Origin of the sequence: Bradyrhizobium sp. ORS 285 (assembly GCF_900176205.1) — a bacterium.
In the GTDB taxonomy this organism is placed as follows: Bacteria; Pseudomonadota; Alphaproteobacteria; order Rhizobiales; family Xanthobacteraceae; genus Bradyrhizobium.
Genome location: NZ_LT859959.1, coordinates 2378297 through 2394807, shown reverse-complemented (window position 1 = coordinate 2394807; position 16511 = coordinate 2378297). Strand labels below are relative to the sequence as shown.

Below are 16511 nucleotides of genomic sequence, written 5' to 3'. Positions count from 1 at the left end.
GCCGTCACCGCCGCGTTTGCGGCCGCGCGCCGCCCTGCGCCTTGATCGCGCGCAGCACCTTCTCCGGCGTGATCGGCAGCTCATCGATGCGCACGCCGACCGCATTGAAGATCGCATTCGCGATTGCCGGAAGCACCGGGTTGGCGCACATCTCGCCCGGTCCCTTGCCGCCGAACGGGCCGTCGGGCGCGGGCCGCTCCAGCACCGCGATGTCGTGCGGACAGATGTCGCCGGGTCCTGGCATCAGATATTCGACGAAGTCGCGCGGGCCCTGCCTGGGATCGGGATAATACGGCTCGGTGGTCTCATACAGCGCGTGGCTCATCCCCATCCAAGCGCCACCGACCAACTGCTGCTCGACAAGACGTGGGTTGAGCGCTCGCCCGAGCTCATAAGCACTGTCCATCCTGATCACGCCGACCTCGCCGGTCTCGTCATCGACGTCGACCTCCGCAACCAGACACGCGTGCGCGTAGCAGGTCGCCGGCGACATCTCGCCGGTCTCGGGATCGACGTCCGACAGCGGCACCAGGAAAATGCCGCGGCCGGAGATGGTCTTGCCCTGGCGGAACTGCGCGGCGATGGCGACATCCTTCACCGAGATCGAGCGATGCGGCGCGCCCCTGACGTGGATGTTGCCGCGGCCATCGGTCTCGAGGTCGCTGGCGTTGACCTCGAGTTCCTCTGCCGCCGCCTCCATCATGACGCCGCGCGCCTCCTTGGCAGCGGCCATCACGGCATTGCCGACGCGATGCGTGCCGCGCGAGGCGAACGAACCCATGCAATGCGGGCCCGTGTCGGAGTCCGCCGTGTCGACATAGACGTCCTCGACGGGCACGCCGAGCGTCTCGGCGCAGATCTGCCGCGTCACCGACTTCATGCCTTGCCCGAGATCGATCGACGACAGCGCCACCGTGAACTTGCCGCTAGGATTGGAATGCACCAGCGCCTGGCTCGGATCGCCACCGAGATTCATGCCGATGGGATAGTTGATTGCCGCCATGCCGCGGCCGCGGTATCGGGTCATGTCAGCGCCTCCTCGTGCCGAAGACGGATGAGAACCGCGTCGCACCGTGTCCCGGCGATGGCGCCGGGCTCGGTGGTGGCGGCGGCTCGGGCGGTGAGATGGGCAGCCCGCGGTCGTAGCTGGTGCGCTGCTGCGCGGGCACAGACCGCGGCTGCACGGGCTCGCGGGGTGGGGGCGGCACCGCGGCTCGCGCCCCGCCACCATCCTTGCGCGACGACATCCGGCGGAACTCCTCGCGGATCGGCCACTTCGCCTTCTCCGCTGCGACCTGCACGCATTCGATCAGCGCGGTGTTCTTGGCCTCGCGCCGATGCGCCTTCATGTCGCCGTCGCGGTACGCATTGAGGATACGGAACTCCATGGGGTCCATGCCAATGAGATGCGCGAGCTTGTCCATCTGGCATTCGAGCGCGAAGTCCATGCCGGTGATGCCGAAGCCGCGCATCGCGGTCGCCGGCGTGCGGTTGGTGAAGACGCAGTAGATGTCGCCATGAACATTCGGGATCGTATACGGCCCAGGCAGATGCGCGGCGCATTTGACAACGGCGTAGCTCGACAGCCGCGTGTACGCGCCGGAGTCGAAATAGCCGCGGATCTGGCGCGCGACGATGCGGCCGTCGCGCATCACGCCGTCCTTGATGTAGATCCGCTCGGCGCCGCGCGGCGGCCCGAACTGCATCTCCTCCTCGCGCCCGAACAAATAGCGCACCGGCCGCCCGGTCAGCATCGCCGCGAGGATCGCGAGCGGCTCGGTCAAGGTGTCGACCTTGCCGCCGAAGCCGCCGCCGACGGTGCCGCCGATGAAATGGAACGTGTTCGACGGCAGATCGAGGATCTTGGCGCAGGTGTCGAGCGAGAAGAACAGCGCCTGGGTGGAGGTGTAGACGACGTAGCGCCCGTTGGTGTCGGGCGCGGCAATCGAGCCGTTGGTCTCGACCGGCGCATGCTCGATCGGCGACATCTGGTAACGCTGCTCCAGCACGTGATCGGCCTGAGCAAACCCGCGTTCGACATCGCCGAACCGCAGCTTCTGATGATCGTAGCGCTCGTGATAGGTGAAGGTGTTCTTCGGATAGGTCTCGTTGACCGTCGGCGCGCCGGGCTTCAGCGCCTCCTCGACATCGAACACCGCCGGCAAGGCCTCGTAGTCGACGCGCACCTTGGCCGCCGCCTCGGCAGCCGCACGCGGCGTGTCGGCGACAATGGCGACGATCGGCTCGCCGCGATAGCGCACCTTGTCGACGGCCAGCGTCGGCTCGTCGTCCTTGCCGAAATTGATCAGGCTGAGCAGCGTGTTGAGATTGCGCGGCACATCGGCGCCCTTGATGACCCGCCGGACGCCCTCGCTTCGCTCGGCCTCGCTGGTGTCGACGCGGCGCAGCCTCGCATGCGGCTGCGTGGATCTCACGACACGCAGATGCAGCATGCCCTGCAGCTTGTGGTCATTGAAATAGGTCGAGGTGCCGGTGACGTGGCCCAGCATATCCTGGCGCTGCGTACCCTTGCCGACCTCGTTGAGATTGTCGTCGCGCTCGTCGGCGAAGATGTCCTTGCGCAGTTCCAGCATGACGCTCTCCCCTCAGGCGCTCGCGCGCGATGCGGCCGCCGCCAGCACCGCATTGATGATCGGCTCGTAGCCGGTGCAGCGGCAGATGTTGCCGGAGATCGCCTCCACCACCTGCTCGCGGCTCGGCTGCGGATTGCGATCGAGCAGCGCCTTGGCGGCCATCAGCATGCCCGGCGTGCAAAAGCCGCATTGCGCGGCAAACCCTTCCGCGAAGGCGCGTTGCAGCGGATGCAGGTTCGGCCCGGACTTGATGCCGTCGAGCGTCTCGACCGCGCGGCCCTCGACGGTCTCGGCGAGCGTCAGGCAGGAGAGGTGCGCCTCGCCATCAATCAGCACGGTGCAGGCGCCACAGCCGCCCTGCCCGCAGCCGAATTTTGGCGTCACGTCACCGAGCATTTCTCGGAGCACGACCAGAAGATTGGTACCGCCATCGACGAACAGCGCGACATCGCGTCCGTTGTGGCGAAACTGCAGCGGAGTTTTCGCCATGACCTAGCTCTCCTGTCCCGACAACAACCGCCGCAGATGCACGCCGACAACCTCGCGGCGGTACCACGCGCTCGCCAGCGAGTTATCGGCTGGCGACGTGCCCTCGCCTGCTGCGGCGGCCGCCGCACTCATCGCGCTGGCATCGAGCGGCCGGCCTTCCAGCGCGCGCTCGGCGGCCTTGGCGCGGATCGCGGTCGGTGCCATCGACCCCAGTGCGATGCGCGCGCCGGTGACGCGGCCGCCGCTCTGCGGGAGGTGCGCCGCGAGCGTGATGACCGAGCCGCCCTTCGGCTTGATGCGCGCGATCTTGCGGTAGCGGAATGCATCGGCCGATACGGGCCGGATGCAGGATACGGCCACGACCAGCGCACCCGCCTGACGGTCGCGCGATTGCAGGAATTCCTCGAGCGGCATGTCGCGCAACCCGAAGCCGCCCTGCAGCGAGATCATGCCGTCGAGCGCCAGCAGCGCCACCGTGAAGTCGCCGAACGGCGCTGGCGCGAACAGGTTGCCGCCGACGGTGCCCATGTTGCGCACCGCCGGGCCGCCGATCGAGCGCGCGGCCGGATGCAGGAAGGCGAGTTCGCGCTCGGCCAGCACACGCGCGAAGGTGACGCCGGCGCCGATGCGCACACGCGCGCCGGCGGCTTCGATGCCCTGCAAGGCGCGGTCGGTGGCGCGGACCACGGTCCCAATCGAGACGTCACCCTCGTTGAGATCACGCATCACCAGCGTGCCGCCGCCGAGATAGCGCGCCGCGCGATCCGACGACAGCGCGGACGCCGCCTCGCTCAGCGCCTGGAATGTCCTGACCGTCACCGGCATCGGCTCACCTCTCGTTCATGCCGCCTGCTTCAGATGCGAGCGGATCGCCTCGAAGCCGGCCTGGTAGATGTCTTCCGCTACCATGCGCGTCAGCGCTTCGGTCTGCTCGGGCCGAGTCGTGAAACGGCTCTCCCAGTGCCAGAACGTGCGGTCGCCGTCAGTGACCGGCAGCAGCCGGACATGGGCGACGTAGTTGAAGAGCTGGACCGGGGTATCGAGCAGGCAGTAGCTGAAGCTCTGTTCGAGGTCGGAGAGCGCGAGCAACTGCTCGCGCAATTCCGAGCCGTCCTGGAGCCGGAAGCGCCTGACGCAGCCGATCTTGTCGGACGTCTGCGAGCGCTCGATCGCCGAGGTCGCGACCGCCGGGTGCCAGCGATCGTGGCCATTGAAGTCGCGCAGCACCTCCCACACCCGATCGGTGGGGGCATCGACGATGGTGCTCTTGACGACGTGCGGCACGGCGCTAGCCTCCGAAGGCGCGCTTGAGCGCATCGAAGCCACCCTGGAACACGCCGCCGCCGATCGAGCCGACCAGATCGGCCTCGCGCTCCGGCGCGCAGTCGAACTCGGCCGTCCATTCCAGGAACGTCTTGTCGCCGTCCGTCACCGGCGTCAGCCGCAAGGTGGCGACGTAGTTCGACACGCCCATCGGCGATTCCAGGATCGAGTAGGTGCAGAACATGTCGTAGTCGGACAGGCCGAGCAGCTTTTCGCGGATACGATCGCCGTTGCGCAGACGAAAATCCCTGACGCAACCGATCTTGTCGGCGGGCTCGCCGCCCTCGATGCGGCTCTCGGCGATGGCCGGATGCCAATTCGGCAGGCCGTTGAAATCGCGGACACGCGCCCAGACCCGATCATTGCGCGCATTGACGACCGTGGAGACGTAAACCCTCGCCATCTCGCATCAACCCTTCTTGCGCGGACCACGGTCGCCCGACGGCTCGGTCGGTGTTCCGTCGCCGGCTCCGCCGCCGGCATCCTTGCGCGCCGCCGTGTCCTTGCGGATGCCCTGCATGTCCCTGGCTTCGCGGATCAGGCCCGGCATCTTGGCGAGACTGCCGCCCTCGACGCCGATGTCGGAGAGGATGGAGTCGATCAGCGGCGCCTGCACGCGGTAGCGCAGCGCCGAGTCGATCACCTCGTCGGTCGCGCTTCTTCCGCCATTGCCGCCGCCATTTCCATTGAGGCCGTCGACCTGGAGGATACGAATGCCTTCGATCTTCTCCATCGGCTTGACGCTCTCACGCACGATGCCCTCAATGCGGTCGAGCAACTTGCGGCGGAACAGCGAGTAGCGCGCCTGGTCGGTCAGCACGTTTTCGGCCTCGTTGAGCAGCCGCTGCGCTTCGGCTTCCACCGCCGCGCGCACGCGCTCGGCCTCGGCGGCGATGCGGGTCTCCTCCGCCTGCTTCTCGGCGAGCAGCACCTCGACCGTCTTGCGGCGTCGGGCGATCTCGCTCTCGCGTGCCGTGATCACCTTCTCCGCGGCCTCGGTCGCGCGCGTGCGCGCCTCCTCCGCCGTCACCTTGGCCGCGGACTCCTCCAGCGACTTCTGGTACAGCGCGATCGCCTTCTCCATCAGCGCCGTCTCGACGTCCTTCTCGCGGTTGACCTCGAGCTTGCGCAGCTCGCGTTCCCTCCCGATGCGGGCCTCGTCGAGGCCGCGATCGGATGCGATGCGCGCACGCTCGACCTCCTCGCGGGCGGCGATCTCGGCCTCCTGCAGCGACTGCACGCGCGCCACTTCGAGCTGCTCGATGGCCCGGCGGCGCTCCAGCCGGACCGCCTCCAGCGCCTGCTCGCGCGAGACGTCGGCGGTCTCGACCTGTTTGCGCGCGACGATCTCGGCTTCCTTCACCTGACGGTCGGCATCGATGCGCTCGGCGCGCTTGGCCGCGAGCTCGATCACTCTGATTTCATCGGCCAGCTCGATCGCCTTCTTCTGATCGATGTTGAGCACCTCACGCGTCCGCGACGAAGCGATGCGCTCGGCCTCCAGCGCCAACTCGACCTCGATGCGCCGCCGCTCGACGGCTTCGCGCCGCTTGAGATCGGCAGCCTCGACGGCTTCGGTGCGCGAGATCTCCAGGCTGCGCGTTTCCTGCTCGGAGAGGATGCGCTTGGCGGCGACCGCCTGCTCCTGCGCGATCCGCGCCGCCTCGATCGCCTCGCGCGAAGCAATGTCGGCCTCTTCGATGGTCCTGACGCGGGCGATCTCCAGTGCGCGCACCCGCTCTTCCTGCGCAATGCGGCTCGCTTCCGTCGCCTCCCGCGCGGCGATGCCGGCGATCTCGATACCTTGATTGCGCTCGATCTCCAGCTTGCGTGTCGCGTGCTCGGCAGCAATACGTTCCGCCGACAGCGCCTGCTCGCGTGCGATGCGGGCGGCTTCAACCGCCTTCTGCGCCTCGATCTCCGCCTGCTGGATCGCGCGCACCTGCGCGATCTCGGTGGCGCGCGTCCGCTCGTCGGAGCTGATCCGCTCCAGATTGACGATCATGGTCTGCGCGATGCGCGCCTTTTCCGTCGCCTCGCGCGCCGCGATCTCCGCCTGCTCGATCGCGCGGGTGCGCTCGATCTCGCGGCGGCGGGTCTCCTCGTCATTGGCGATCCGCGCATCGGAGACGACACGGTCCTGCTGGATGCGCGCCTTCTCCACCGCTTCGCGCGCGGCGATCTCGGCTTCTTCGATCGTTCGCGTCCGCTCGATGTCGCGCTGGCGCACCTCACGCTCGGACTCGATGCGGGCAGCGTCGATGGCGCGCTGATTGGCGATCCGTGCTTTCTCGATGTCCTCGCGCGCCAAGAGCTCGCGCTCCTCGACCGCGCGCGTGCGCTCGATCTCGCGCTGCCGCGTTTCGCGCTCGGCCGCGATCCGCGCCTCCGCGATCGTCAGCTCGTTGGCGATGCGGGCCTTCTCGATCGCCTCACGCGCCGAGATCTGCGCCTGCTCCGCTTCGGTCTCGCGCAGCGCCCGCTCGCGCGCCACCTCCGTCCGCTGCAAGGCGCGGCGCATCTCGATGTCGCGCTCCTGCTCCAGCCGCGCGGTCTCGCTCTCGCGCTCGATCTCCAGCGCCTCGCGTTCGGCCTCCAGGTTGCGGGTGCGGATCTTGATCATCGAGTCCTGCTCGATGTCGTTGCGCAGCTTGCGCTTGCTCTCGATGTCCTCCATCAGCCGGGTCAGGCCTTCGGCATCGAACCGGTTCGACGGGTTGAAGAACTCCAGATCGGTCTGGTCGAGATCGGTGATCGCGACGGATTCAAGCTCAAGCCCGTTCTGCGCCAGCGCCTCGGAGGCGGCGGCCTTCACGCGGGAGACGTAGTCGCCGCGCTGCTCGTGCATCTGCTCCATCGTCATCTCGGCTGCCACGGAGCGCAGGGCGGAGATGAACTTGCCGGAGAGCAGCGCGTGCAGCTTTTCCGGTTCGAGCGTCCGGCGGCCGAGCGTCGCGGCCGCGATCGAGACCGCCTCGCGGGTCGGCTGCACCCGGACGTAGAAGTCGGCCTCGACATCGACCCGCATGCGGTCGCGGGTGATCACCGCGTCCTGCCTCGCGCGCGTGATGCCCATCGGCAGCACGTTCATGTTGACCGGCGTATAGTCGTGAATGAACGGCATCACGAAGGCGCCGCCGTTGATGACCACGCGCTCGCCCATGAAGCCGGTGCGGACGAAGGAGACCTCCTTCGAGGAGCGGTGGTAGAGCCAGTTGACGATGTAGACGGCGACCACGATGACGATGATCGCAATGATCAGCCACAAGATCAGCTCACCGATCAATGCCCCGGACATTGCATTCCTCCCTCAATCTCCTGTCCGGCGAGCGCGGCGCCAGGCGCCATCGCTGCTGGATCTCCTGTTGTCACCTCAGACGCGGCGCGGCCGCGAGCTGATTGCCTTGAAATGTCTCACCTGCTCGGTCAGCGCCCGCTCCACCGGCAGCCGCTCCATCGAGGAGGCGCCGTAGAAGCCGTGGCAGTTCTTCGTGTGCTTCATGATGAAGTCGGCATCGGCCGGCTCGGCGATCGGGCCGCCATGCGCCATCACCAGGATTTCCGGATTGACGCTGAGCGCCGCTGACGCCCAGCTGTCGATCAGACCGGGACAGTCTTCCAGCTTCGGCGCGGTCTGCGCGCCGATCGAGCCGCCGGTGGTCAGGCCGAGATGGCAGACGATGATGTCCGCGCCGGCGATCGCCATGCCGGTGGCCTGCGCCTCGTTGAAGACGTAAGGCGTCGTCAGCAGATCCTTGTCGTGGGCGCGGCCGATCATGTCGATCTCCAGCGCATAGGAGATGCCGGTCTCCTCGAGATTGGCGCGGAAGGTGCCGTCGATCAGGCCGACCGTCGGGAAGTTCTGTACTCCCGTGAATCCAAGCGTCTTGAGCTGGTCGAGGAAGACATCCATGTCGCGGAACGGGTCGGTGCCGTTGACGCCCGCGAGCACCGGCGTGTTCTTCACGACAGGCAGCACCTCGGCGGCCATCTCGATCACGATCGCATTGGCGTCGCCATAGGCCATCAGCCCGGCCAGCGAGCCGCGGCCGGCCATGCGGTAGCGGCCGGAATTGTAGATCACGATCAGGTCGATGCCGCCCGCCTCCTCGCATTTCGCCGACAGTCCGGTGCCGGCGCCGCCGCCGATGATCGGCACGCCGCGACGGACCATGTCGCGGAACTTCTTCAGCAGCGGTGCGCGCTCATATCTCGGCATGCCCATCACCTCGCCTGTCTGCGCCGCGCCGGCAGCCGCCCGAGCATCGGCCTGACGGCGGCGACGATCGTGGCGACGAACTCATTGTCGTTGATGTGATGCGGCACGCGAATGATCCGCCGCGTCGACGTCTGCCGCACCGTCTGCTCGAGGCTACGGAACAGCGCCTCGTCCGCCTCGCGATCGAAGAACGGCTGCCCCTGCGCGTCGAGCGCGGAGACGCCTTTCTCGGGCAGGAAGAACCTGACCGGGCCATCCATGCGATTGAGCCGCTCGCCGATCCAGCGCCCCATCTCCGCATTCTCTGCAGGCGTGGTGCGCATCAACGTGACCTGCGGATTGTGGACGTGAAACTTGCGGCCGCGATAGCGTTCGGGGATTGTGTCGGGCGCGCCGAAATTCACCATGTCCAATGCACCGACAGAGCCGACATAGGGTACGCGCGAACGGATGATGGCGCCGAAGCGATCCTCGGTGGCGGGAAACACGCCGCCCATCAGCAGATCGCAGACCTCGGTGGTGGTGAGATCGATCACACCGGCGAGCATCCCGGAGTCCACGAGCTTCTCCATCGAGCGGCCGCCGACGCCGGTGGCGTGAAACACCAGGCATTCGTAATCGTCGCGCAGCTCCGCCGTGATCTTCTGCACCGCCGGCGTGGTGACGCCGAACATGGTGATCCCGAGCGCGGCGCGCTGCGGCTTGGCGCGATCAGTGGCGGCCGACTGCTGCTGCCGCGCCGCGACCATTCCGGCCAACGCATGCGCGCCGTTGCTCAGCACGGCACGCGAGATCGAGTTCAGCCCCTGCACGTCGGCGACCGAGTACATCATCGCGATATCGGCCGGACCGACATAGGCGCCGACGTCTCCCGAGGCGACTGTCGAGACGATCAGCTTGGGCACACCGACCGGCAGCTCGCGCATGCCGGGGGCCACGAGCGACGTACCGCCGGAGCCGCCGGCCGAGATGATCCCGGCGACATTGTCCTGCCGCCGCAGCCAGCGAGCAAAGGCGTCGGCCATTGCCGCCACGGATTGCCCGCGGTCGGAGCCGAACACGGCCGAGCCGCCGCGCGGATGATTGAGCGCGACCTCCTGGGCCGAGACGTCGCAGCTCGCATGCTTGCCGCTGGTGGAGACATCGACAAGCCGCGTGCGGAGGCCGTGGCCGGCAATGATGTCGTGGATGAACCGCAGCTCCTCGCCCTTGGTGTCGAGCGTACCGGCCACGATCACCGCAGGCGGACCGGACGAGCCCGGTGCAACGCGCTCGCGTCCGACGCGCGCCGCCTCATCGAGCCGCGTGACGCTGGTCGAGACGGTGCGCGCCTTGGCCTCAATCTGCGCGATCGGCACCGGCTGCGACCAGCGCGTCGGCAGCACGGGATTGGAGACGTAGACCTTGACCGGAGCGGCCTTTGGCGGCGCGGGCATTGCCGCACGAGCGACCGGCTCCTCCCTCGCCTGCTCGGTGCCGAGATCGGTCTCGTCGCCCGCATGCTGGCCGACGCCGAGCAGGCGCTGCTGCAGTTCGCGATCAGCCGCAAGCCGCGCAGAGTCGATGATGCGGTTGATCCGGCCGTTGACCATGATCGCGACGCGCGGCGAGATCGCGGTAGCGACGCCGATATTCTGCTCGATCACCAGCACCGCGATGTCACCGTCCTGGCCGAGCCGGATGAGCATCTCCTCGACCTGGGCGACGATGACCGGCGCAAGCCCCTCGGTGGGCTCGTCCATGATCAGGAGCTGCGGATTGGTCAGCAGCGCGCGCGAGATCGCCAGCATCTGCTGCTCGCCGCCGGAGAGCTGCCCGCCGCCATTGTTGCGTCGCTCGGCCAGCCGCGGAAACGTCTCGTAGACCCGCTCGACCGTCCAGGCGCCGCGGCGCAGCCCGGCCGCGAGCCGCAGATGCTCATCGACGCTGAGCGAGCGCCAGAGACGCCGCCCCTGCGGCACGTAGCCGAGGCCGAGCCGCGCGATGCGCGCCGGATTGAGCCCGGTGATATCCTCGCCGCGCAGCCGCACCGATCCGCCGGATGGCCGCAGCAGACCCATGATCGCCTTGCACAGCGTGGTCTTGCCCATGCCGTTGCGGCCGACCAGCGAGAACACGCCGCTGTCGAGCCGGAGGTCGACGCCCTGCAGCGCATGCGAATGGCCATAGTAGACGTCGAGGCCGCGGACCTCGAGCGCGGGCGCGGAGCGGCTGCGATCATTCATGACCGCCTCCCAGATACAGCTCCTGCACCTCCGGATCGGACTCGATCTCGTGCGGCGCGCCCTCCTTGAAGATGCGGCCGTTGTGCATCATCGTGACGCTCTCGACGACGCGCAGCGCGACATCCATGTCGTGCTCGATGATGATGTAGCCGATATGCGGCGGCAGCGCGGTCAGGATCTCCACCAGTTCGCGCCGCTCGGTCGGCGACAGGCCAGCCGCCGGCTCATCGAACAGGATGAAGCGCGGGGCGCCGGCCAGCGCCAGCGCGATCTCGAGCTGGCGCTGTTGGCCATGGGCGAGCTCCGACACCAGTTGATCGCGCACCGACGTCAGATGCACAGCCTCGATCAGCCGCTCGGTCGACTGCATCAGCGCGTCGCTGACGCTCGGACGCAGCATCGAGAAGCGCGCCCGCGACACGCCACGGCAGGCCAGATAGACGTTGTCGCGGACCGTGAGCCCAAGGAACAGCGCCGAGATCTGGTACGTCCGGCGCAAGCCGCGGCGGATGCGCTCATACGGCGGAAACGCGGTGACGTCTTCGCCGAAGAAGCGGATCGTCCCGGAGGTCGGCAGGAAGTCGCCGGTGACGCAGTTGAACAGCGTCGTCTTGCCGGCGCCATTGGAGCCCAGCACCGCGCGGCGCTCGCCGGGCCGGACCGTAATGGTGATGTCCGTCAGCGCAGCCAACGCGCCGAACATCCGGGTCACGCCGCGCAATTCGAGCGCCGCCGTCGAGCCGAGGGCCGAGAGCCGGTCCGCCACCCTATCCATGGCCGTGCCCTCCCGGTCGGGGCCGCGTCTCCTTGGCTTGGCCGCGCTTGCGCCAGCGCTCGTAGAGGCCGACGACGCCGTCGGACGAGAAAAACACGATGGCGAGAAAGCCGAGGCCGATCAGCAAACGGAAGCGGTTGCCGTCGAGGCCGACCTTGACCAGGAAGTCGAGCGCGAAGGTGCGCAGGATGACAAAGATGAAGGCGCCGATATAGGCGCCGACCGGCCGGGTCACGCCGCCGACGACCGCGACGATCAGAATGTCGATGCAGCGTTCGACGGCGACCGAGCCCGGTGAGATCTGCCGATAGTTCCAGACCTGCAGCACCCCGCCGAGGCCGGCGATCAGCGCGGCAAACGCGTAGGCCGCAATCCGATGTGCATTGACGTTGAAGCCGAGCGCGGCCATGCGCGGGGGATTGTCGCGCACGCCCTGCAGTGCCAGACCGAACGGCGCGCGGGACAGATACAGTACGGCGAAGTAACACAGCGCGGCGACCACCAGGATCAGATAATAGAACGCGATATCGCTGCGCCAGTTGATGCCAAGAAAATGCGGCGTCGCGATCGTGTTGATGCCGGTATGGCCGTTGAAGATCCCCCAGTTCTGGTTGGTGAAATAGTAGAACGCCGCGCCGATCGCGAGCGTGATCATGATGGTGTAGATGCCTTCGGTCCGCACGGCGAGCGCGCCGCCGAGCGTGCCGAACAGCACCGCGAGCACCAGCGCCATCGGCGTCGCCAGCCACCACGGCCAGCCCAGGCTGATAGTGGCGTTGCCGCTGACGCCGAAGACCGCGACCATGTAGCCGGCAAAGCCAGCGATGGTGAGCTGCATCAGGCTGACCATGCCACCATAGCCGGCGAGGAACATCAGGCTCAGCGCAATCGTGCCGAGAATCAGGGTCGTGCCGAAGATCTCGATCAGGAAGAAGCCGTTTGCGATGAGCGGCATGATCAGCAGCAAGGCCGCCACCGCCCAGGCCCATGGATGCTCGGTGACGGACCACGTAGCCGGCTGGCCCACGGCACCGCGTGGTCCGACCATGCCCTCCCTCGCCCGCGCTTCCTGGATCAGCGACATCTCATCGCCTCGCCAGAAGGCCCTGGGGCCGCAGCGCGAGCACCAGGACCATGATCAGGAACGTCACGACGATCGCATAGGTCGGGATGTAGACCGAGCCGAGCTGCTCGGCGAGCCCGATGATGACAGCGCCGAGCGCCGCGCCCGGGATCGATCCCATACCGCCGACGATGACCACGACCAGCGACGCAAGAAGGAACCGTGTATCCTCTCCCGGCGAGATCGATTGGAACGTCCCGCCGACCACGCCGGCGATGCCGGCCAATCCCGCGCCGAGCGCGAACACCAGGACGAAGACGAGCTGGATCTGCACGCCGGTCGCGGCGAGGATCTCGCGGTCGTCGACGCCGGCGCGGACGATCATGCCGACCCGCGTGCGGTTCAGCGCGAGCCACATCAGCACGCCGATCACCACCGAGCCGCAGAAGATCACGAGCCGCACCAGCGGATATTGCAGGAACACCGCTTCGCCGGACGACTTCATTGCCGTCATCAGCGGCAGCTGGACCGGTCCGATCAGCCAGGCCGGCGTCTGGATCTGATAGAAGTCGCCGCCGAACGCCCACAGCATGAGATCAGCGAACACGATCGACAGCCCGATCGTCACCATGGTCTGCCGCAGGTCCTGCCCCTCCATGCGGCGAAACACGAGCAGCTGAAGCAGCACGCCGACGACAGCGACGACGATGAAGGCCGCAATGAAGGCCAGGATCCACGAGCCGGTCGCGGCCGAGACGCCGTAGCCGACATAGCCGCCGAACAGATACAGCGAGCCGTGCGCAAGGTTGACGTTGCGCATCAGGCCGAAGATCAGGGTGAATCCGCTCGCGACCAGAAAGTAGAGTCCACCCAGCGTGATCCCGTTGAACACGGCGCTCAGGAACACCTTCTTGCGGCCGATCGCCTCTTCCAGCCCCGGCGGCCACACCGCGATGATCAGCCAAGCAAGACACGCGAAGGCAATCAGAATGACGAGGGACCAGATCGGCCGGCGCTCGATGAAGCCGCTCATCGGCGCCCCCTCACGTCGAGGAAACCGGCGCCGTCTTCACAACGGCGTCGCGCGTGCAGCCGAAGATCGCCGGTGACGCCGGCCATCGCTCGTCCTCCCTCGTCGGATCCTTTGCCGGATCACGTTCCGCCAAAGACTAACGGCAGACGAGAACGCCTGTTTGATCGACAGTCTCTTTTCGCGCGATGCGTAGCAGCACGTCAGGACCGCAGCACTTTTGCAGCGCGGCGATAATCGGTCGGCGCCATGCCGACATTGCCGGCAAAGAAGCGGGTGAAGCCGCTCTGCGACGAGAAGCCGAGATCGAAGCCGATGTCGGCAATGGGCGACTCCGTTGCGACGACCGCATCCAGCGCCCGCTCCATCAGGAGTGTGTTCAGATAGAGGTTCGGCGTCACGCCGGTCTGGCTGCGGAACAGACGATAGAAATGCGGCCGTGACAGTCCCGACTCTCGCGCGATATGATCGAGCTCGATCTCGGCACAGGGGCTGTCCGACATCAGCTTGATGCACTTGCGGACACGGAAATCGGTCACCTCGGTGCTTGGCCGCTCCGGCGTCAATTCGGACACACGCCAGCTCTCCTCGTAGCAGCTCTCGATCAGCTGGCGCAGCTCGCCATCGAGGCAGCCGAGCGACGGCGCGCCACAGACCAGCGCTGCGGTGCGACGAATGCAGCGGTCGAGCGCGGCGGTGCGGCGGAAGCAGGTCCTGCCGAATTTCAGCCCCTCGCGCATGGCTGGCGGTGCGAACCATTCGGCATTGACGTAGAGCACGAAGAAGATCGCGCCGTTGTCGATATCGTTCGGCAGGAAATTATGTGGTTCCCATGGATTGACCGCGACGATCGAGTCCTCGCCGATGACATGGCGCTGATCGCAGACATCGATGTTGGCCGGCGTTCCGCCGACGTGAAAGATCAGATGCCCCTCGCGATGGGCATGCACATTGAACGGCCGATTGAGCTGATAGACCGTCGCGCGACCGAAGCGTGCATGAAAGACGGCAAGCGCCCTACTCATCACTTCCCCACCGATATGACTTTTTGATTATTTGTCAGCGTCGGGCATTGCTGCACAGAAAGCAAGAGACGCGACGACGCGGCCGGAGCGAGCGTCCGGCCGCGTGAGTTGCTGACCGCAATTGGTCAGTACTTCTTACATTCAGGCACGGTCCGGCTTGGCAGCCCGATCTTGGCAAAGGTGGCCGCGTCATAACCCAGTGTCTGGTTGACGTCGGGGATCACCTTCACCACCTTGCTGAACAGCGCGCCCTTGCCATCATCGACCACCTCGGTGACGAAGTTGGTGCCGATCGCTTGGCGGTTGGAGTCGAGCTTGATCTTGCCGTTGGGCGCGTCGATCTCAATCTTGGCCAGCGCCGCCTTCAGCTTCGACTGGTTATCGGAGAGATCGCCATTGACCTCCCGCAGCGCGAGAATGAGCGCCATGGTCGAGCCGTAATAATTGGTGGCCAGCAGCGATGGGCTCGGGAAGCGCTTCTCCGGCGGGAACGAGTCCTGATAGGCCTTGACGAACTTCTGCCAGCGCGGATCCTCCCAGGTATCGGCCTGGCCCGAGGCTGCGATGGTGCCGATCAGCGCGTTCTTGGCGTTGCCCTTGGACGACAGGATGGTCTGGTCGATCATGATCGAGCCGCCCATCAGGTGAGCCTTGCCGCCGGCCTGCTGGTACTGATTGAGGAAGTTGACCGCGTCGGCGCCGCCGAGACCGAGATAGATGGCATCGACATCGTCGGGCAGCGCGGCGATGACCGATGCAAAATCCTTGGTGCCGAGCGGGACCCACTGCCGGCTCGAGATCTTGCCGCCGAGGCCGCAGAACTCGAGCGCCAGGCCGAACACCTGGGTATAGATGAAGGAGTAGTCCTCGCCGACCGTCGCGATCTTGCGATAGCCCTTGGTCTCATAGGCATATTTGCCTAGGCCGACCTGCCACTGCGCGCCGTCCATGTTGAAGCGGAAGAAGTTCGGCGCCGGATCGACATAGGTCGTCTCCTGCGCGCCGGACGCGGCGTTGACGAAAGTCAGTTCCGGATGAGTCTTGGCGAAGTTCTTCACCGCGATGCCTTCGTCGCCCGACAGCGGCGACAGCAGGATCTGCACCTTGTCCTGCTCGATCAGCTTGCGCACGGCGCGCACCGCCGAGTCAGGCGTGGCATCGGTCGAGGCAACGACGAACTCCAGCTCCTTGTCGCCGACCTTCTTGCCGAGCACGTTCAGCGCGGTGACATGGCCGCGCATGCCGTCCTCCCCGAGCACCGTATAGGTGCCCTCGAGCGTTGCCGTGACTCCGACCTTGATCTTCTCCTGAGCGAACGCAGCCGTACCGGACAGCAAAAGCGCCGTGACCACGGCGAACCCCACGCGTCGCATGTGCATCGAACTCCTCCCTTGTCGCCCATTGCTGGAGCACACGATTGTGCCGGCCAGTCGTTGCTGGCCGTGTTGGCGGCAGGCCTCACCGGTCCCTCACCATGTTTGGCAAGCGAGGATGAGCCCCCCATCGCTCCGAAGGCTAGCGGACGCCGCGCTGCACCGGGTCTCGCCGCCAGCCGCCACCTTGACGGGCAGTCTCATTTTCCTCGGTGCGACGCAAAATGCCGCCGTGATAGCGCTGACATCGGTGATGCGCGCAGGACGCGGCCGCGGTCAGACGCATTCGAGGCATCAAAAATGCCTTCGAGGCGCAATGCGCTTCGCGTCCACTTGCCAAACACCCCGCCACGCGCCGGTAATTGACAGCGCTGTCATTGGCCAGTATCGCTGCG

Annotated in this window: 14 protein-coding genes; all 14 read right to left on the bottom strand. The window is 66.7% G+C overall.

The window, feature by feature from the left end; translation table 11 throughout:
• Positions 1-4: 4 nt before the first annotated feature.
• Positions 5-1027, bottom strand: coding sequence for a xanthine dehydrogenase family protein molybdopterin-binding subunit (locus BRAD285_RS10830; RefSeq protein ID WP_006609924.1), 1023 nt, complete (start codon positions 1025-1027; stop codon positions 5-7).
• A 1-nt stretch (position 1028) separates the two neighbouring features.
• A complete protein-coding gene (locus tag BRAD285_RS10825) occupies positions 1029-2594 on the bottom strand; it encodes a xanthine dehydrogenase family protein molybdopterin-binding subunit (RefSeq protein WP_006609923.1) in 1566 nt (521 codons plus the stop codon).
• Positions 2595-2606: 12 nt separating this feature from the next.
• Positions 2607-3083 (bottom strand): (2Fe-2S)-binding protein, encoded by a 477-nt coding sequence (locus tag BRAD285_RS10820; protein WP_006609922.1) that lies wholly within the window; start codon positions 3081-3083, stop codon positions 2607-2609.
• Between the two features lie 3 nt (positions 3084-3086).
• Positions 3087-3908 carry a xanthine dehydrogenase family protein subunit M gene (locus BRAD285_RS10815; RefSeq protein WP_006609921.1) on the bottom strand — a complete coding sequence of 274 codons (822 nt, stop codon included), beginning with the start codon at positions 3906-3908 and terminating at the stop codon, positions 3087-3089.
• A 15-nt stretch (positions 3909-3923) separates the two neighbouring features.
• Entirely contained in the window at positions 3924-4367 is a 444-nt protein-coding gene (locus BRAD285_RS10810; protein ID WP_006609920.1) for an SRPBCC family protein, read from the bottom strand.
• Positions 4368-4371: 4 nt separating this feature from the next.
• Complete coding sequence (locus tag BRAD285_RS10805) at positions 4372-4809, bottom strand: SRPBCC family protein (RefSeq protein WP_006609919.1); 438 nt, start codon at positions 4807-4809, stop codon at positions 4372-4374.
• 6 nt (positions 4810-4815) lie between these two features.
• Positions 4816-7704, bottom strand: coding sequence for a flotillin family protein (locus BRAD285_RS10800; RefSeq protein WP_006609918.1), 2889 nt, complete (start codon positions 7702-7704; stop codon positions 4816-4818).
• Between the two features lie 75 nt (positions 7705-7779).
• On the bottom strand, positions 7780-8625 hold the full coding sequence (locus BRAD285_RS10795; RefSeq protein WP_006609917.1) for a phosphoenolpyruvate hydrolase family protein: 846 nt from the start codon (positions 8623-8625) through the stop codon (positions 7780-7782).
• 5 nt (positions 8626-8630) lie between these two features.
• Entirely contained in the window at positions 8631-10850 is a 2220-nt protein-coding gene (locus BRAD285_RS10790) for an ABC transporter permease (RefSeq protein ID WP_006609916.1), read from the bottom strand.
• Positions 10843-11625 carry an ABC transporter ATP-binding protein gene (locus BRAD285_RS10785; RefSeq protein ID WP_006609915.1) on the bottom strand — a complete coding sequence of 261 codons (783 nt, stop codon included), beginning with the start codon at positions 11623-11625 and terminating at the stop codon, positions 10843-10845. The genes BRAD285_RS10790 and BRAD285_RS10785 overlap by 8 nt, the downstream gene beginning before the upstream one ends.
• Positions 11618-12709 carry a branched-chain amino acid ABC transporter permease gene (locus BRAD285_RS10780; protein ID WP_006609914.1) on the bottom strand — a complete coding sequence of 364 codons (1092 nt, stop codon included), beginning with the start codon at positions 12707-12709 and terminating at the stop codon, positions 11618-11620. The genes BRAD285_RS10785 and BRAD285_RS10780 overlap by 8 nt, the downstream gene beginning before the upstream one ends.
• A 1-nt stretch (position 12710) precedes the next feature.
• The gene (locus tag BRAD285_RS10775; protein WP_006609913.1) at positions 12711-13721 is read right to left on the bottom strand and encodes a branched-chain amino acid ABC transporter permease; all 1011 of its coding nucleotides are present in this window, start codon (positions 13719-13721) and stop codon (positions 12711-12713) included.
• A gap of 200 nt (positions 13722-13921) precedes the next feature.
• Entirely contained in the window at positions 13922-14743 is an 822-nt protein-coding gene (locus tag BRAD285_RS10770) for an AraC family transcriptional regulator (protein WP_006609912.1), read from the bottom strand.
• A gap of 125 nt (positions 14744-14868) precedes the next feature.
• On the bottom strand, positions 14869-16122 hold the full coding sequence (locus BRAD285_RS10765) for an ABC transporter substrate-binding protein (protein ID WP_006609911.1): 1254 nt from the start codon (positions 16120-16122) through the stop codon (positions 14869-14871).
• Positions 16123-16511 lie beyond the last annotated feature (389 nt).